The organism is Streptomyces sp. NPDC048389 (assembly GCF_040706335.1).
In the GTDB taxonomy this organism is placed as follows: Bacteria; Actinomycetota; Actinomycetes; order Streptomycetales; family Streptomycetaceae; genus Streptomyces.
Window position 1 is genome coordinate 131,516 of the sequence record NZ_JBEZKP010000005.1, and the last position, 18,605, is coordinate 150,120.

At 67.6% G+C, this 18,605-nt stretch carries 11 protein-coding genes; 9 read left to right on the forward strand and 2 right to left on the reverse strand.

Features of this window, described 5'->3' with window-relative positions; all coding sequences use genetic code 11:
- Positions 1-60 precede the first annotated feature (60 nt).
- The 4 genes from rplJ (at position 61) to AB0903_RS06060 (ending at position 9,189) form a co-directional block, all read left to right on the forward strand.
- On the forward strand, positions 61-591 hold the full coding sequence (gene rplJ, locus AB0903_RS06045) for a 50S ribosomal protein L10 (protein WP_366699436.1): 531 nt from the start codon (positions 61-63) through the stop codon (positions 589-591).
- 109 nt (positions 592-700) lie between these two features.
- Positions 701-1,084: a 50S ribosomal protein L7/L12 gene (gene rplL / locus AB0903_RS06050; protein ID WP_005313624.1), complete on the forward strand. Its 384-nt coding sequence runs from the start codon at positions 701-703 to the stop codon at positions 1,082-1,084.
- Between the two features lie 573 nt (positions 1,085-1,657).
- A complete protein-coding gene (gene rpoB / locus AB0903_RS06055) occupies positions 1,658-5,140 on the forward strand; it encodes a DNA-directed RNA polymerase subunit beta (RefSeq protein WP_366699438.1) in 3,483 nt (1,160 codons plus the stop codon).
- A gap of 134 nt (positions 5,141-5,274) precedes the next feature.
- Positions 5,275-9,189: a DNA-directed RNA polymerase subunit beta' gene (locus AB0903_RS06060; protein ID WP_366699440.1), complete on the forward strand. Its 3,915-nt coding sequence runs from the start codon at positions 5,275-5,277 to the stop codon at positions 9,187-9,189.
- A 124-nt stretch (positions 9,190-9,313) separates the two neighbouring features.
- Here AB0903_RS06060 and AB0903_RS06065 read toward each other — a convergent pair whose 3' ends face one another.
- A complete protein-coding gene (locus tag AB0903_RS06065; RefSeq protein ID WP_366699442.1) occupies positions 9,314-10,390 on the reverse strand; it encodes a hypothetical protein in 1,077 nt (358 codons plus the stop codon).
- On the reverse strand, positions 10,387-10,677 hold the full coding sequence (locus AB0903_RS06070; protein ID WP_366699444.1) for a hypothetical protein: 291 nt from the start codon (positions 10,675-10,677) through the stop codon (positions 10,387-10,389). The genes AB0903_RS06065 and AB0903_RS06070 overlap by 4 nt, the downstream gene beginning before the upstream one ends.
- A 588-nt stretch (positions 10,678-11,265) precedes the next feature.
- On the opposite strand from AB0903_RS06070, the gene rpsL reads away from it, so the two are divergent.
- The 5 genes from rpsL to AB0903_RS06095 all read left to right on the forward strand — a co-directional run bounded on the left by rpsL (position 11,266) and on the right by AB0903_RS06095 (position 18,462).
- On the forward strand, positions 11,266-11,637 hold the full coding sequence (rpsL, locus tag AB0903_RS06075) for a 30S ribosomal protein S12 (protein WP_003948652.1): 372 nt from the start codon (positions 11,266-11,268) through the stop codon (positions 11,635-11,637).
- 2 nt (positions 11,638-11,639) lie between these two features.
- Entirely contained in the window at positions 11,640-12,110 is a 471-nt protein-coding gene (rpsG, locus tag AB0903_RS06080; RefSeq protein ID WP_147987673.1) for a 30S ribosomal protein S7, read from the forward strand.
- Positions 12,111-12,148: 38 nt separating this feature from the next.
- Positions 12,149-14,275 (forward strand): elongation factor G, encoded by a 2,127-nt coding sequence (fusA, locus tag AB0903_RS06085; RefSeq protein WP_366699446.1) that lies wholly within the window; start codon positions 12,149-12,151, stop codon positions 14,273-14,275.
- Positions 14,276-14,429: 154 nt separating this feature from the next.
- On the forward strand, positions 14,430-15,623 hold the full coding sequence (tuf, locus tag AB0903_RS06090) for an elongation factor Tu (protein ID WP_366699448.1): 1,194 nt from the start codon (positions 14,430-14,432) through the stop codon (positions 15,621-15,623).
- A gap of 214 nt (positions 15,624-15,837) precedes the next feature.
- A complete protein-coding gene (locus AB0903_RS06095; protein WP_366699450.1) occupies positions 15,838-18,462 on the forward strand; it encodes a peptidoglycan recognition protein in 2,625 nt (874 codons plus the stop codon).
- Positions 18,463-18,605: the final 143 nt, after the last annotated feature.

Sequence of the window (18,605 nt, forward strand, 5' to 3'; positions counted from 1 at the left end):
GTTTCGTTTTGTTCGGCACCTTCTGAGCGGTCCTCATCACCCGGAAGGAGGCCGACGCTCATGGCAAGGCCCGACAAGGCTGCCGCGGTGGCCGAGCTGGCGGAGTCGTTCCGTAGCTCGAACGCCGCCGTGCTGACCGAGTACCGGGGTCTCACCGTGGCTCAGCTCAAGGAGCTGCGCCGTTCGCTCGGTGAGAACGCCCAGTACGCCGTGGTGAAGAACACGCTGACCAAGATCGCGGCCAACGAGGCCGGGATCAACTCGCTCGACGACCACTTCACTGGTCCGACGGCGGTTGCCTTCATCACCGGTGACCCGGTGGAGTCGGCGAAGGGTCTTCGTGACTTCGCCAAGGAGAACCCGAACCTGATCATCAAGGGCGGTGTCCTTGATGGCAAGGCGCTGTCCGCCGATGAGATCAAGAAGCTTGCGGACCTCGAGTCCCGCGAGGTTCTGCTCGCCAAGCTGGCGGGCGCCATGAAGGGCAAGCAGTCTCAGGCTGCCGCGCTCTTCCAGGCGCTTCCCTCGAAGTTCGTCCGCACCGCGGAGGCGCTTCGTGCCAAGAAGGCCGAGCAGGGCGGTGCCGAGTAACTCGGCTCGCGCAATGACCGCCGCCTGAGGCGGCGGTCGCAGCGGGCCGAACGTACGCCCGCCTCACATGTACACACGGCACCTGCCGAATGAGTGGAAGGACGCCATCATGGCGAAGCTGTCCCAGGACGACCTGCTCGCGCAGTTCGAAGAGATGACCCTCATCGAGCTCTCCGAGTTCGTGAAGGCGTTCGAGGAGAAGTTCGACGTCACCGCCGCCGCCCCGGTCGCCGTTGCCGCCGGTGGCGCCGCTGCCGCCCCGGCCGAGGCCGAGGCCGAGCAGGACGAGTTCGACGTCATCCTCACCGGCGCCGGTGAGAAGAAGATCCAGGTCATCAAGGTCGTGCGTGAGCTGACCTCGCTGGGTCTGAAGGAGGCCAAGGACCTCGTCGACGGCACCCCGAAGCCGGTCCTCGAGAAGGTCGCCAAGGACGCCGCGGAGAAGGCTGCCGAGTCCCTCAAGGCCGCCGGCGCCTCCGTCGAGGTCAAGTAAGCACCTGCGCCTACCGGCGCGTGGTGCGAGTCTTCTGACTCCTCGCGTGTAACGCACGCACACCGAAGGGCGATCATCCAACTGGGTGGTCGCCCTTCGGCATACCCGCCGAGGCTGCCTTGCTCTTCCGCCTCCGGGGAGTATGGTGATCATCGCCGTGCGCCCCTCACGGCGGCAGGCAGGGGTCCCGGAGCCCAGCTCAGGGACAGGGGGCCTTGACGAACCGCACGCAGCGCGCAATTCTCAGGACGCGTCGTCGAGGCGGTCCATGTTCCGAGGCATGGATCGGCGACCGAACGGGCAGTATCGAGGTGCGCCTCACGGCGCATGGGTTCGCGGAGATGAGAAAAACGAGGGATACGAGGGTCTCGAAGACCCGCACTGGACATCAGTGTGCCAAGTGGCTACACTGACCCTTTGCGCTGCCTGTTAGCTGCCCTCTGCCCGTCACCAGGGGCATGCCCGTGATTGAGCATCGGATGAAGAACAGCTCCTAGCTGGGGTTTCTCCCTCCATGCACAGCACGGGACCGGTACGCGCGTAGTGAGTCCGAGCCCTCGGAAGGACCCCCTCTTGGCCGCCTCGCGCAACGCCTCGAACGCGAATACGAACAACGGCGCCAGCACTGCACCGCTGCGCATCTCCTTTGCAAAGATCAAGGAGCCCCTCGAGGTTCCGAACCTCCTTGCGCTGCAGACCGAGAGCTTTGACTGGCTGCTCGGTAATGCCGCATGGAAGGCTCGTGTCGAGGCGGCTCTCGAAAGCGGGCAGGACGTCCCCACCAAGTCCGGTCTGGAGGAGATCTTCGAGGAGATCTCCCCGATCGAGGACTTCTCCGGGTCGATGTCGCTGACCTTCCGCGACCACCGCTTCGAGCCTCCCAAGAACTCGATCGACGAGTGCAAGGAGCGCGACTTCACGTACGCGGCCCCGCTCTTCGTCACGGCCGAGTTCACCAACAACGAGACCGGCGAGATCAAGTCCCAGACGGTCTTCATGGGCGACTTCCCGCTCATGACCAACAAGGGCACCTTCGTCATCAACGGCACCGAGCGTGTCGTCGTGTCGCAGCTGGTCCGCTCGCCGGGTGTCTACTTCGACTCCAACATCGACAAGACGTCCGACAAGGACATCTTCACGGCCAAGATCATCCCGTCCCGGGGTGCCTGGCTCGAGATGGAGATCGACAAGCGCGACATGGTCGGTGTCCGCATCGACCGCAAGCGCAAGCAGTCCGTCACCGTCCTCCTGAAGGCTCTCGGCTGGACCACCGAGCAGATCCTCGAGGAGTTCGGCGAGTACGAGTCGATGCGCGCCACCCTGGAGAAGGACCACACCCAGGGCCAGGACGACGCGCTGCTCGACATCTACCGCAAGCTGCGTCCGGGCGAGCCCCCGACGCGCGAGGCCGCTCAGACGCTGCTCGAGAACCTCTACTTCAACCCGAAGCGCTACGACCTCGCCAAGGTCGGCCGCTACAAGGTGAACAAGAAGCTCGGCGCGGACGAGCCGCTGGACGCCGGCGTGCTCACGTCGGACGACGTCATCGCCACCATCAAGTACCTGGTCAAGCTGCACGCCGGCGAGACCGAGACGGTGGGCGAGTCCGGTACCCAGATCGTCGTCGAGACCGACGACATCGACCACTTCGGCAACCGTCGTCTGCGTAACGTCGGCGAGCTCATCCAGAACCAGGTCCGCACGGGTCTGGCTCGCATGGAGCGCGTCGTGCGGGAGCGGATGACGACCCAGGACGTCGAGGCGATCACGCCGCAGACCCTGATCAACATCCGGCCGGTCGTCGCCTCCATCAAGGAGTTCTTCGGCACCAGCCAGCTGTCGCAGTTCATGGACCAGAACAACCCGCTCTCGGGTCTCACCCACAAGCGCCGCCTGTCGGCTCTTGGCCCGGGTGGTCTCTCCCGTGAGCGGGCCGGCTTCGAGGTCCGTGACGTGCACCCGTCGCACTACGGCCGCATGTGCCCGATCGAGACCCCTGAAGGCCCGAACATCGGTCTGATCGGCTCGCTCGCGTCCTACGGCCGGGTCAACGCGTTCGGTTTCGTCGAGACCCCGTACCGCAAGGTCACCGACGGCCAGGTCACCGACGAGGTCGACTACCTGACCGCCGACGAGGAGGACCGCTTCGTCATCGCCCAGGCGAACGCGACGCTGAACGACGAGCTCCGGTTCACCGAGGCCCGCGTTCTGGTCCGCCGCCGTGGCGGCGAGGTCGACTACGTCCCGCCGACCGAGGTCGACTACATGGACGTCTCGCCGCGCCAGATGGTGTCGGTGGCGACCGCCATGATCCCGTTCCTCGAGCACGACGACGCCAACCGTGCCCTCATGGGCGCGAACATGATGCGCCAGGCCGTTCCGCTCATCAAGGCGGAGGCGCCGCTCGTCGGCACCGGCATGGAGTACCGCTGCGCCACCGACGCGGGTGACGTCATCAAGGCGGAGAAGGACGGTGTCATCCAGGAGGTCTCGGCCGACTACGTCACCGTCGCCAACGACGACGGCACGTACACCACGTACCGCATCGCGAAGTTCTCCCGCTCCAACCAGGGCACCTCGGTGAACCAGAAGGTCATCGTCTCCGAGGGCGACCGCGTCATCGAGGGCCAGGTCCTCGCCGACGGCCCCGCCACCGAGAACGGTGAGATGGCGCTCGGCAAGAACCTGCTCGTGGCGTTCATGCCGTGGGAGGGCCACAACTACGAGGACGCGATCATCCTGTCGCAGCGCCTCGTGCAGGACGACGTCCTCTCCTCGATCCACATCGAGGAGCACGAGGTCGACGCCCGTGACACCAAGCTCGGGCCCGAGGAGATCACCCGGGACATCCCGAACGTCTCCGAGGAGGTCCTCGCGGACCTCGACGAGCGCGGCATCATCCGTATCGGTGCCGAGGTCGTCGCCGGCGACATCCTGGTCGGCAAGGTCACGCCCAAGGGTGAGACCGAGCTGACCCCGGAGGAGCGCCTGCTCCGCGCGATCTTCGGTGAGAAGGCGCGCGAGGTCCGTGACACCTCGCTGAAGGTGCCGCACGGCGAGACCGGCAAGGTCATCGGTGTGCGCGTCTTCGACCGCGAGGAGGGCGACGAGCTTCCCCCGGGCGTCAACCAGCTGGTCCGCGTCTACGTGGCCCAGAAGCGCAAGATCACCGACGGTGACAAGCTCGCCGGCCGTCACGGCAACAAGGGCGTCATCTCGAAGATCCTGCCGATCGAGGACATGCCGTTCCTGGAGGACGGCACCCCGGTCGACATCATCCTCAACCCGCTGGGTGTCCCGTCCCGGATGAACCCGGGACAGGTCCTCGAGATCCACCTCGGCTGGCTCGCCAGCCAGGGCTGGAAGGTCGAGGGCAGCGAGGACTGGATGCAGCGTCTGCAGGCCATCGGCGCCGACGAGGTCCAGCCGGGCACGAACGTCGCCACCCCGGTCTTCGACGGTGCCCGCGAGGACGAGATCGCCGGTCTCTTCGAGGCCACGATCCCGAACCGCGACGGCAGCCGGATGGTCCAGCCGTCCGGCAAGGCCAACCTGTTCGACGGCCGCTCCGGCGAGCCGTTCCCGGACCCGATCTCGGTCGGGTACATGTACATCCTCAAGCTCCACCACCTGGTCGACGACAAGCTGCACGCCCGTTCGACCGGTCCGTACTCGATGATCACCCAGCAGCCACTCGGTGGTAAGGCCCAGTTCGGTGGCCAGCGGTTCGGAGAGATGGAGGTGTGGGCGCTCGAGGCATACGGAGCGGCCTACGCCCTCCAGGAGCTGCTGACCATCAAGTCCGACGACGTGACCGGCCGCGTGAAGGTCTACGAGGCCATCGTCAAGGGCGAGAACATCCCCGAGCCCGGCATTCCCGAGTCCTTCAAGGTGCTCATCAAGGAAATGCAGTCGCTCTGCCTCAACGTGGAGGTGCTCTCCTCGGACGGTATGTCCATCGAGATGCGTGACACCGACGAGGACGTCTTCCGCGCTGCGGAGGAGCTCGGTATCGACCTGTCCCGGCGCGAGCCGAGCAGCGTCGAAGAGGTCTGACGGGTCTGGCCGGGACCTCCCAGTGAGGTCCCGGCCCTGCCCCGGACCCTCCCCCTACGCCCTGGCGGGCGTGGGCGGGACCCCCATCAGACCACTTGATTGAGACACGACCCCGAAAGAGGGATTGACGCACAGTGCTCGACGTCAACTTCTTCGACGAGCTGCGGATCGGCCTGGCCACCGCGGACGACATCCGGACCTGGTCCCACGGCGAGGTCAAGAAGCCCGAGACCATCAATTACCGCACCCTGAAGCCCGAGAAGGACGGACTCTTCTGCGAGAAGATCTTCGGTCCGACCCGGGACTGGGAGTGCTACTGCGGCAAGTACAAGCGCGTCCGCTTCAAGGGCATCATCTGTGAGCGCTGTGGCGTCGAGGTCACCCGCGCCAAGGTGCGCCGCGAGCGGATGGGCCACATCGAGCTTGCCGCTCCCGTCACCCACATCTGGTACTTCAAGGGCGTCCCGTCGCGCCTGGGCTACCTGCTGGACCTGGCGCCGAAGGACCTCGAGAAGGTCATCTACTTCGCCGCGTACATGATCACGTTCGTGGACGAGGAGCGCCGCACGCGCGACCTGCCCTCGCTGGAGGCCCACGTCTCCGTCGAGCGCCAGCAGGTCGAGAACCGCCGCGACGCCGACCTCGAGGCCCGCGCCAAGAAGCTCGAGACGGACCTCGCCGAGCTCGAGGCCGAGGGCGCCAAGGCCGACGTGCGCCGCAAGGTGCGCGAGGGTGCCGAGCGTGAGATGAAGCAGCTGCGCGACCGCGCCCAGCGCGAGATCGACCGTCTCGACGAGGTGTGGAACCGCTTCAAGAACCTCAAGGTCCAGGACCTCGAGGGCGACGAGCTGCTCTACCGCGAGCTGCGCGACCGTTTCGGCACGTACTTCGACGGCTCGATGGGTGCCGCGGCGCTGCAGAAGCGCCTGGAGTCCTTCGACCTCGACGAGGAGGCCGAGCGCCTCCGCGAGATCATCCGTACCGGCAAGGGCCAGAAGAAGACCCGTGCGCTCAAGCGCCTCAAGGTCGTCTCCGCGTTCCTGCAGACCAGCAACAGCCCCAAGGGCATGGTGCTCGACTGCGTGCCGGTCATCCCGCCGGACCTGCGTCCGATGGTGCAGCTGGACGGTGGCCGCTTCGCGACCTCCGACCTGAACGACCTGTACCGCCGCGTGATCAACCGCAACAACCGTCTGAAGCGTCTGCTCGACCTCGGTGCCCCCGAGATCATCGTGAACAACGAGAAGCGGATGCTCCAGGAGGCGGTCGACGCCCTCTTCGACAACGGCCGCCGCGGCCGCCCGGTCACGGGCCCCGGCAACCGTCCGCTGAAGTCCCTCAGCGACATGCTGAAGGGCAAGCAGGGCCGCTTCCGTCAGAACCTGCTCGGCAAGCGTGTCGACTACTCGGCGCGTTCCGTCATCGTCGTCGGTCCGCAGCTGAAGCTGCACCAGTGCGGTCTGCCCAAGGCCATGGCGCTGGAGCTCTTCAAGCCGTTCGTGATGAAGCGCCTGGTCGACCTGAACCACGCGCAGAACATCAAGTCGGCCAAGCGCATGGTCGAGCGCGGACGCACCGTGGTGTACGACGTCCTCGAAGAGGTCATCGCCGAGCACCCGGTGCTGCTGAACCGTGCGCCCACGCTGCACCGCCTCGGTATCCAGGCATTCGAGCCGCAGCTGGTCGAGGGCAAGGCCATCCAGATCCACCCGCTCGTCTGCACCGCGTTCAACGCGGACTTCGACGGTGACCAGATGGCCGTGCACCTGCCGCTCTCCGCGGAGGCGCAGGCCGAGGCCCGCATCCTGATGCTGTCCTCGAACAACATCCTCAAGCCGGCCGACGGCCGTCCGGTCACCATGCCGACCCAGGACATGGTGCTGGGCCTCTTCTTCCTGACCACGGACGAGGAGGAGCGCAAGGTCATCGGTGAGGGCCGGTCCTTCGGCTCCACCGCCGAGGCGATCATGGCGTTCGACGCCCGGGAGCTCTCGCTCCAGGCGAAGATCGACATCCGCTTCCCGGTCGGCACCATCCCGCCGCGCGGCTGGACGCCGCCGGCGCCGGAGTCGGGCGACGACTTCGCCGCCGAAGGCGTGTGGCAGCAGGGGGACTCGTTCCGTCTGCGCACCACGCTGGGCCGCGCGCTCTTCAACGAGCTGCTGCCCGAGGACTACCCGTTCGTCGACTACTCGGTGGGCAAGAAGCAGCTCTCCGAGATCGTCAACGACCTCGCCGAGCGCTACCCCAAGGTCATCGTGGCGGCGACGCTCGACAACCTGAAGGCGGCCGGCTTCTACTGGGCGACCCGTTCCGGTGTCACCGTGGCCATCTCCGACGTCGTCGTTCCCGAGGCGAAGAAGGCGATCGTCAAGGGTTACGAGGAGCAGGACGAGAAGGTCCAGAAGCAGTACGAGCGCGGTCTGATCACCAAGGACGAGCGCACGCAGGAGCTCATCGCGATCTGGACCAAGGCGACCAACGAGGTTGCCGAGGCCATGAACGAGAACTTCCCGAAGACCAACCCCATCTTCATGATGGTCAACTCGGGTGCTCGTGGAAACATGATGCAGATGCGTCAGATCGCCGGTATGCGTGGTCTGGTGTCCAACGCCAAGAACGAGACCATCCCGCGTCCGATCAAGGCGTCCTTCCGCGAGGGTCTGTCCGTGCTGGAGTACTTCATCTCCACGCACGGTGCCCGTAAGGGTCTGGCGGACACCGCCCTGCGTACCGCCGACTCGGGTTACCTCACCCGTCGTCTGGTGGACGTCTCGCAGGACGTCATCATCCGCGAGGAGGACTGCGGCACCGACCGCGGCCTCAAGCTCAAGATCGCGGAGCGTGGCGCCGACGGCATCCTGCGCAAGACGGAGGACGTCGAGACGTCCGTCTACGCCCGGATGCTCGCGGAGGACGTCGTCGTCGACGGCAAGGTCATCGCGCCCGCCAACGTCGACCTCGGTGACGTGCTCATCGACGCGCTCGTCGGGGCCGGTGTGGAGGAGGTCAAGACCCGCTCGGTCCTGACCTGTGAGTCCGCGGTCGGCACCTGTGCGTACTGCTACGGCCGTTCGCTGGCGACCGGCAAGCTGGTCGACATCGGTGAGGCGGTCGGCATCATCGCCGCCCAGTCCATCGGTGAGCCCGGTACGCAGCTGACGATGCGTACCTTCCACACCGGTGGTGTGGCCGGTGACGACATCACCCAGGGTCTGCCCCGTGTCGTCGAGCTCTTCGAGGCGCGTACGCCCAAGGGTGTCGCTCCGATCTCGGAGGCGGCCGGCCGCGTCCGTATCGAGGAGACCGAGAAGACCAAGAAGCTCGTCGTCACCCCGGACGACGGCAGCGACGAGACGGCGTTCCCGATCTCGAAGCGTGCCCGTCTCCTGGTCGGCGAGGGCGACCACGTCGAGGTGGGCCAGAAGCTCACCGTGGGTGCCACCAACCCGCACGACGTGCTCCGGATCCTCGGTCAGCGCGCGGTCCAGGTCCACTTGGTCGGCGAGGTCCAGAAGGTCTACAACTCGCAGGGTGTGTCGATCCACGACAAGCACATCGAGATCATCATCCGGCAGATGCTCCGCCGGGTGACGATCATCGAGTCCGGCGACGCCGAGCTGCTGCCCGGCGAGCTGGTCGAGCGGTCGAAGTTCGAGACGGAGAACCGTCGTGTGGTCACCGAGGGCGGTCACCCCGCCTCCGGCCGTCCGCAGCTGATGGGTATCACCAAGGCATCGCTGGCGACCGAGTCGTGGCTGTCGGCGGCGTCCTTCCAGGAGACGACCAGGGTTCTGACGGACGCGGCGATCAACGCCAAGTCCGACTCCCTGATCGGCCTCAAGGAGAACGTCATCATCGGTAAGCTCATCCCGGCCGGTACGGGCCTGTCCCGCTACCGCAACATCCGGGTCGAGCCGACCGAGGAGGCCAAGGCCGCGATGTACTCGGCCGTCGGCTACGACGACATCGACTACTCGCCGTTCGGCACGGGCTCCGGCCAGGCCGTTCCGCTGGAGGACTACGACTACGGTCCGTACAACCAGTAAGAGCGCGTGAGGAAGGGCGGTCACCCCATCGGGGTGGCCGCCCTTTCGCGTCCCGCGCCGGGCAGGTCCCGCGCCGGGCAGGTCCCGCGCCGGGCAGGTCCCGCGCCGGGCAGGTCCCGCGCTGTCAGGTCCCGGGCACGGTCAGGGCCCAGGCGTCGTCGCTGTCGACGAAGACGGCGCCGACGCCCCGCAGGCCGAGCCGGAGCGACGACCGGCCCCGGCCCTCGGCGATCAGCCGGCCGGCGCGGGGGTCGTGGGCATGGGGCTCACGGATGGCGAAGTCCCCGTCGCCCCGGTGCTCGAACGCGGCCACGCGGTGCCCGGCGCGGTTCAGCAGCACCTCGGAGGCGTCCCCGTGCACCGTGCCGTCGAGGGCGCGCGCCCGGCGGGCGGGGAGCAGGGCGGCCCGCCACGGCCCCTCGGTGATGATCTCGATGGTGACCGCGTCCTCGACGGGGGCCGGTGCGGGCACGCGGACCAGCGCCGGGCCGTGCTCGCGGGAGGCCAGCTTCACGGCCCGCCGGCCACGGCGGCCGCCGACCTTGGCGCACACCAGGAAACCGACGGGTGAGCTGCCCTCGAAGGCGAGGAGGCACTGCCCCGTCCAGCCCTCGGGCCGGGGCATCCGCAGCGTCGCGGAGCCGCTGCCCCGGCTCCAGACGGCCGGGTCGTTCCCGGTCCGCTCGTCGTCGCCGTCACCGGCGGGCAGCCGCTCGAGGGCCCCGTGCCCGCGGGCGAGGATCTGCGGCACCAGCCCCGGTTCCGCGAGCTTCGCCTCCTCGTACGCGTCGAGGGCGATCCGCCAGTCGGCGGCGTGGGTGCCGCCGGCCAGCGGGCGGCGCGCGAGCAGCTCCCCGTACCGGGTGACGGCGTGCTCGGCGGCCTGGTGCCCGGGCCGGGGCGGCAGCGTGCCCCGGTGGGCTGCCGTCCTCGCACGCCGCCCCGAGGAGGCTTCCGCCCGCTTGCGCAGTCGGCGCAGACGCAGGGGGAGCGCGACGCCGGTGCCGAGCAGCAGGGCCCCCAGGAGCACCGGCGCGGCGGCGGTGCCGCCCGCGGCCGCGCTCAGCAGTCCCAGGGCCGCCACGAAGCAGCCCAGGTGGGTCAGAACCGTACGGACGCGGGCCGCGGTGCCGGCATCGGACGGTGGACGACGGGAGCCCGTCGCGGCGAGCGCGGCGGGAGGTGACGGGCGGTGGGTCATGGTGTCTCCCGGGGCCCGGGCCGGCCAAGGAGCGCCAGGTGGACCCTGCGCAGGGCTCGTGCTCCCACCGCGAGCACGGGTGGTACGTCGGCAGGCGGGAGACTGTGGGCGAGGGCGAGCACGTCCACGACGACGGCGTAGTCGTCGTCGACGGTCCGCGGTACGCCGGGCGCGCTCACGGCGGCCGCGTAGCCGCACGCCACTTCTGCGTATTCCATGACGGTCAGGCGCACGTCGACGGTGGTGTCGTCGAGGTCGTGGGCGGTTCGGGCTCGGTGGTCGGTCACGGCGGACCTCCTCGTACCGGACGGTTCGGCTGACCGCATTGTCCGGGCGGGGGAGGGCCGGGGGCAGGGGATGCCGGGGGCTGTCTTGTACGCCCTCCCGTTGCCGACTTCCGGCAACGGGAGGGCGCCCGCGAGCCGTTGACCGCGGTGCCGCACGCCACGCCGGCGCCGCTGCGGATCGTCCGGGACGCGTACGCGGACTCCCGCCGGCGCCCTCGGGCCATGATCGCGATGCGGCGCGTCACGGCCGCGCCCGGCCCCGTCCCGGCCCGTGTTCCGCGGCCCGGTCCGCCGCGGTGCGGGAGCCCGGGGGCGGGCGGCCGGGGCGCAGGTCGCGAGGATCGTCCCGCGCGTGGGCATTTGTTTTGACCGGAGTCCGTGCGATAGGTACGCTCAGACCTTGTGCCTGGGGTGTGCCTGGGCTCGTGTGCGTGTCTTCAACCGCATCACGAGTCAGATATCGGTCACCGCAATCTGTGTTCCTTCCGCCTGGTCGGTGGAGGTCTGCAGTATTCGACACACCCGACCGCGTGGGTCGGAGATGTTCCAGGTTAGCTTCACTGACGGCACACAGAAACCGGAGAAGTAGTGCCTACGATCCAGCAGCTGGTCCGCAAGGGCCGGCAGGACAAGGTCGAGAAGAACAAGACGCCCGCGCTCGAGGGTTCTCCTCAGCGCCGCGGCGTCTGCACGCGTGTGTTCACGACCACCCCGAAGAAGCCGAACTCGGCCCTCCGCAAGGTCGCGCGTGTGCGTCTGACCTCCGGCATCGAGGTCACGGCCTACATCCCGGGTGAGGGACACAACCTGCAGGAGCACTCCATCGTGCTCGTGCGTGGTGGCCGTGTGAAGGACCTGCCGGGTGTTCGTTACAAGATCATCCGCGGTTCGCTCGACACCCAGGGTGTCAAGAACCGCAAGCAGGCCCGCAGCCGCTACGGCGCCAAGAAGGAGAAGTAAGAATGCCTCGTAAGGGCCCCGCCCCGAAGCGCCCGGTCATCATCGACCCGGTTTACGGTTCTCCTCTGGTGACCTCGCTCATCAACAAGATCCTGCTCAACGGCAAGCGTTCCACCGCCGAGCGGATCGTCTACGGCGCGATGGAGGGTCTTCGTGAGAAGACCGGCGCCGACCCGGTCATCACCCTCAAGCGTGCCCTCGAGAACGTGAAGCCGTCTCTCGAGGTCAAGTCCCGCCGTGTCGGTGGCGCCACCTACCAGGTGCCGATCGAGGTCAAGCCCGGTCGCGCCGCCACCCTCGCGCTGCGCTGGGTCGTGGGTTACTCCCGCGCCCGCCGTGAGAAGACCATGACCGAGCGCCTCATGAACGAACTGCTCGACGCCTCCAACGGCCTCGGCGCTTCGGTCAAGAAGCGTGAGGACACGCACAAGATGGCCGAGTCCAACAAGGCCTTCGCGCACTACCGCTGGTAGTCGCTACCCACATCGAGACCGAGAGAAGATTGAGCCTTATGGCCACCACTTCGCTTGACCTGGCCAAGGTCCGCAACATCGGGATCATGGCCCACATCGACGCGGGCAAGACGACGACCACCGAGCGCATCCTGTTCTACACCGGTGTGAGCTACAAGATCGGTGAGGTCCACGACGGCGCTGCCACGATGGACTGGATGGAGCAGGAGCAGGAGCGCGGCATCACGATCACGTCGGCCGCGACGACCTGTCACTGGCCGCTCGAGGACGTCGATCACACGATCAACATCATCGACACGCCGGGTCACGTCGACTTCACGGTCGAGGTGGAGCGTTCGCTCCGCGTCCTCGACGGTGCGGTCACCGTGTTCGACGGTGTCGCCGGTGTCGAGCCGCAGTCCGAGACCGTCTGGCGTCAGGCGGACCGCTACGGCGTCCCGCGCATCTGCTTCGTCAACAAGCTCGACCGCACCGGCGCCGAGTTCCACCGCTGTGTCGACATGATCGTGAACCGCCTCGGCGCGACCCCGATCGTGATGCAGCTGCCGATCGGTGCCGAGGCCGACTTCAAGGGCGTCGTCGACCTCGTTCGTATGAAGGCTCTTGTCTGGTCCGCCGAGGCCACCAAGGGCGAGATGTACGACGTCGTCGACATCCCGGCCACGCACACCGAGGCCGCTGAGGAGTGGCGCGGCAAGCTGGTCGAGACGGTCGCGGAGAACGACGAGGAGATCATGGAGCTGTACCTCGAGGGCCAGGAGCCCACCGAGGAGCAGCTGTACGCCGCGATCCGTCGTATCACCATCGCCTCCGGCAAGGGCGGCGACACCACGGTCACCCCGGTGTTCTGTGGCACCGCCTTCAAGAACAAGGGCGTGCAGCCCCTGCTCGACGCCGTCGTGCGCTACCTCCCCTCCCCCCTGGACGTCGAGGCCATCGAGGGCCACGACGTCAAGGACCCGGAGACGGTCGTCTCGCGCAAGCCGTCGGAGAGCGAGCCGCTGTCGGCCCTCGCGTTCAAGATCGCGAGCGACCCGCACCTCGGCAAGCTCACCTTCATCCGGGTCTACTCGGGTCGCCTGGAGGCCGGCACCTCGGTGCTGAACTCCGTCAAGGGCAAGAAGGAGCGCATCGGCAAGATCTACCGCATGCACGCGAACAAGCGTGAGGAGATCGACGCGGTGGGCGCCGGCGACATCGTCGCCGTCATGGGCCTGAAGCAGACCACCACCGGTGAGACGCTGTGCGACGAGAAGAACCCGGTGATCCTGGAGTCCATGGACTTCCCGGCGCCGGTCATTCAGGTCGCGATCGAGCCCAAGTCCAAGGGTGACCAGGAGAAGCTGGGTGTCGCCATCCAGCGGCTCGCGGAGGAGGACCCCTCCTTCCAGGTTCACTCGGACGAGGAGACCGGCCAGACCATCATCGGTGGTATGGGCGAGCTTCACCTCGACGTCCTCGTCGACCGTATGCGCCGCGAGTTCAAGGTCGAGGCGAACGTCGGTAAGCCGCAGGTCGCGTACCGTGAGACGATCCGAAAGACCGTCGAGCGCCACGACTACACGCACAAGAAGCAGACCGGTGGTACCGGTCAGTTCGCCAAGGTGCAGATCGCGATCGAGCCGATCGAGGGCGGCGACGCCTCGTACGAGTTCGTGAACAAGGTCACCGGTGGCCGCATCCCCAAGGAGTACATCCCTTCGGTGGACGCGGGCGCTCAGGAGGCCATGCAGTTCGGCATCCTGGCCGGCTACGAGATGACCGGCGTCCGCGTCATTCTTCTCGACGGTGGCTACCACGAGGTCGACTCCTCCGAGCTCGCGTTCAAGATCGCCGGTTCGCAGGCGTTCAAGGAGGCCGCGCGCAAGGCTTCGCCCGTGCTGCTCGAGCCGATGATGTCCGTCGAGGTCACCACGCCCGAGGACTACATGGGTGAGGTCATCGGCGACATCAACTCCCGCCGTGGTCAGATTCAGGCCATGGAGGAGCGCAGCGGCGCTCGCGTCGTGAAGGGCCTCGTGCCCCTCTCGGAGATGTTCGGCTATGTCGGAGACCTCCGCAGCAAGACCTCGGGTCGCGCAAGCTACTCGATGCAGTTCGACTCCTACGCCGAGGTTCCCCGGAACGTCGCCGAGGAGATCATCGCGAAGGCCAAGGGCGAGTAACTCACCCGAGTTCACGCTTTAGGCTTGTCACCGGAGCCTGCTGGGGCGTTTCCTCCGACTTCACGGAGGGAGTGCCCCGGGCCCCGGCATCCCAGCAAAGATCACCTGGCGCCGATGAGTAAGGCGTACAGAACCACTCCACAGGAGGACCCCAGTGGCGAAGGCGAAGTTCGAGCGGACTAAGCCGCACGTCAACATCGGCACCATCGGTCACATCGACCACGGTAAGACGACCCTCACGGCCGCCATTACCAAGGTGCTGCATGACGCGTACCCGGACCTGAATGAGGCCTCGGCCTTCGACCAGATCGACAAGGCTCCTGAGGAGCGCCAGCGCGGTATCACCATCTCCATCGCGCATGTCGAGTACCAGACTGAGTCGCGTCACTACGCCCACGTTGACTGCCCCGGTCACGCGGACTACATCAAGAACATGATCACCGGTGCGGCCCAGATGGACGGCGCCATCCTCGTGGTCGCCGCCACCGACGGCCCGATGCCGCAGACCAAGGAGCACGTGCTCCTGGCCCGCCAGGTCGGTGTTCCGTACATCGTCGTCGCCCTGAACAAGGCCGACATGGTGGACGACGAGGAGATCCTGGAGCTCGTCGAGCTCGAGGTGCGCGAGCTGCTCTCCGAGTACGAGTTCCCGGGCGACGACCTGCCGGTCGTCAAGGTCTCGGCGCTCAAGGCGCTCGAGGGCGACGCCGAGTGGGGCCAGTCCGTCCTCGACCTGATGAAGGCCGTCGACGAGTCCATCCCGCAGCCCGAGCGTGACGTCGACAAGCCGTTCCTGATGCCGATCGAGGACGTCTTCACGATCACCGGTCGTGGCACCGTCGTCACCGGTCGTATCGAGCGTGGTGTCCTCAAGGTCAACGAGACCGTCGACATCGTCGGTATCAAGCAGGAGAAGACCACCACCACGGTCACCGGCATCGAGATGTTCCGCAAGCTGCTCGACGAGGGCCAGGCCGGTGAGAACGTCGGTCTGCTCCTCCGTGGCATCAAGCGCGAGGACGTCGAGCGCGGCCAGGTCATCATCAAGCCCGGTTCGGTCACGCCGCACACCGAGTTCGAGGCCCAGGCGTACATCCTGTCGAAGGACGAGGGTGGCCGTCACACCCCCTTCTTCAACAACTACCGCCCGCAGTTCTACTTCCGTACCACGGACGTGACCGGCGTCGTGACCCTCCCCGAGGGCACCGAGATGGTCATGCCGGGCGACAACACCACCATGTCCGTCCAGCTGATCCAGCCGGTCGCCATGGAGGAGGGCCTGAAGTTCGCCATCCGTGAGGGTGGCCGGACCGTGGGCGCCGGCCAGGTCACCAAGATCAACAAGTAATTGTTGCTCTGACCGACCTGTGCCGCTCCTGACGGAGCGTCAAATGAGGGCCCCCGCCCCGCCGTTCGCGGCAGGGTGGGGGCCCTCGCCGTTGCGCCGTCGGAAGGATTTACCGCACCCCGGTAACCAAAGTGACAGCGGTTGCCCGTAGCATCACGCGGGTCAGTTGTGGCATGTCCACTAAGGGGTGGGGACAACTTTGAGATTGGGACGAGTGCGCGGCACTGCCGTCGCCGCTGCCCTGGGTGTCGTCGCGGTCCTGGGCGTCCAGGGCATCGCGGGCGGTTCCGAAGCCGAAACGCAGGCACAGAAGAAGGCGGACGAGACTCCGTCCGCATACAGCGCCGGGGCCGACGAGAAGGGCCCGGTCAAGAGCGAGGTCCACAAGCTCTCCCTGAAGTCCAAGGGCAAGGGTGAGGCGGAGCTCTCGCGGCGCAGCACCGAGCCGTTCGGCATGCTGGGTGTCTCGTGGCCCGACCCGGACGCCGAGGTCGGGGGCACGATCGAGGCCCGCACCCGTGACGCGGAGACCGGCAAGTGGTCCGACTGGATCGAACTGGAGCCGTACCAGCCCGGCCTCGACGGCGAGCGCCCCGCCGAACGCGGCTCGACGGAGCCCGTCTGGGTGGGACGCTCCGACGGTGCCGAGGTGCGGGTGAGCGCCGGAGCGGCCGCCGGGAAGCTGCCGGCGGGCCTCCGGCTCGACATGGTCGACCCGGTCGCCGAGGGCGGCGCGGAGCAGGCCGGCGACGACCTGAACGCCGAGCCGGCCGCCTTCGCGGCCCCCGCGGTCGACCCGGGCCCGCCGTCCACGGTCCCGCAGCCGCCGGTGGTCACCCGCGCCGAATGGGGCGCGGACGAGAGCCTGAACGACGAGGACCCGATCTACCTGCCGGGCAGCACCGTCAAGGCCGTCTTCGTGCACCACACCGCGAGCGGTGAGTACGTCTGCACCGAGTCGGCGGCCGTCGTACGGTCGCTGCACGTCTACCACGTGAAGACCAACGGCTGGCGCGACCTGGGCTACAACTTCCTCGTCGACAAGTGCGGCACGATCTTCGAGGGCCGCCAGGGCGGCATCGACCAGCCCGTCCAGGGCGCGCACACCTACGGCTTCAACTCCGAGTCGACGGGTATCGCGGTCATCGGCGACTACACGGACGTCGCCGCGTCCAGCGTCGCGCAGACCGCCGTGGCGCGGATGTCCGCCTACAAGCTGGGCCAGTACGGGGGCGACCCCGCCGGCACGACCACGCTGGTCGCCGGAGCCACCCAGAAGAACTACAACGGGGACCAGTTCACGGCCGGGCAGTCGTACACGTTCGACCGGATCTCCGGTCACCGGGACGGCTACAACACCCAGTGCCCGGGTACGAAGCTCTACCCGCAGCTGCCCGCCATCCGCACGCTGGCCGCCGGCCCCGTGCAGAACCTGAAGGTCACCGACGTCGGTGGCGGAGCGGTTCCCGGCGGCAGCGGCTACGAGAGCCCCGGGCCGGTCACCGTGAAGTGGTCCACCACCACGCCCAGCTCGCTCATCTCCCGGTTCGAGCTGCTGGTCGACGGCGCCCCCGCGGCGACCGTCGAGGGGAACGTGCGCAGCGCCACGACGACACTGACGCCCGGTACGCACGAGGTTTCGGTCAACGGTGTGCACCAGTCCGGCAAGGCGGTCTCCGTCACGGCCGCGACGGTGACGGTGCCCGAGGCGAAGAGCTACTTCCCGGTGACGCCGAAGCGTCTGATGGACACCCGGACCGGTCTGGGTGTGCCGAAGGCGCCGGTCGGTGACGGCGGTGTCGTCACCCTCCAGGTCACCGGCGTCGAAGGCATCCCGGCCACCGGCGTCGGCGCGGTCGTGCTGAACGTGACGGCGACGAAGCCGACGGCGCCGCACAGCTATGTGTCGGTCTACCCGGACGGTACGACGCGCACCAGCGCGTCGAGCCTCAACTTCGTCCAGGGCCAGACCAAGCCGAACCTGGTGATCGTGCCGGTGGTCAACGGCAAGGTGAACTTCTACAACTGGGACGGCACGGTCCACCTGATCGCCGACGTCACCGGCTACTACATGAGCGGTGACGCCGCCGCTGAAGGGGCGACGCACTTCCCGGTGACGCCGAAGCGTCTGATGGACACCCGGACCGGTCTGGGTGTGCCGAAGGCGCCGGTCGGTGACGGCGGTGTCGTCACCCTCCAGGTCGCGGGCGTCGAGGACGTGCCGGCCGGTGTGAGCGCGGTGGTGCTGAACGTGACGGCGACGAAGCCGACGGCGCCGCACAGCTATGTGTCGGTCTACCCGGACGGTACGACGCGCACCAGCGCGTCGAGCCTCAACTTCGTCCAGGGCCAGACGACACCGAACCTGGTGATCGTGCCGGTGGTCAACGGCAAGGTGAACTTCTACAACTGGGACGGCACGGTCCACCTGATCGCGGACGTCACCGGGTACTTCATGGCAGGCGGGGAAGGCGCGTCGCACTACAACGTCACGCCGAAGCGTCTGATGGACACCCGGACCGGTCTGGGTGTGCCGAAGGCGCCGGTCGGTGACGGCGGTGTCGTCACCCTCCAGATCGCGGGCGTCGAGGACGTGCCGGCCGGTGTGAGCGCGGTGGTGCTGAACGTGACGGCGACGAAGCCGACGGCGCCGCACAGCTATGCGGCGGTCTACCCGGACGGCACGACGCGCACCAGCGCGTCCAGCCTGAACTACGTGCAGGGGGAGACCGTCGCCAACCTGGTGATCGTGCCGGTGGTCAACGGCAAGGTCAACTTCTACAACTGGGACGGCACGGTCCACCTGATCGCCGACATCACGGGCTACTTCAGCGAGTGATGTGACGCGGGAGCCGTGAACGGCACAGCGGGATGCTCCGGGGTCAGCCCCGGAGCATCCCGCTCGTCGTTTCCGCGCCGCGCCGGGTGGGGGCCTGGCGTCCCGGGAGGGTGAGGCCGTCCCGGGAGGGTGAGGCCGAAGGC

What these genes read in the sequence shown, in the direction of transcription:
- rplJ (WP_366699436.1), top strand. Translation starts at nt 61, where the DNA reads ATGGCAAGGCCCGACAAGGCTGCCGCGGTGGCCGAGCTGGCGGAGTCG.
- rplL (WP_005313624.1), top strand. Translation starts at nt 701, where the DNA reads ATGGCGAAGCTGTCCCAGGACGACCTGCTCGCGCAGTTCGAAGAGATG.
- AB0903_RS06065 (WP_366699442.1), bottom strand. Translation starts at nt 10,390, where the DNA reads ATGACCCACCGCCCGTCACCTCCCGCCGCGCTCGCCGCGACGGGCTCC.
- rpsG (WP_147987673.1), top strand. Translation starts at nt 11,640, where the DNA reads ATGCCTCGTAAGGGCCCCGCCCCGAAGCGCCCGGTCATCATCGACCCG.
- fusA (WP_366699446.1), top strand. Translation starts at nt 12,149, where the DNA reads ATGGCCACCACTTCGCTTGACCTGGCCAAGGTCCGCAACATCGGGATC.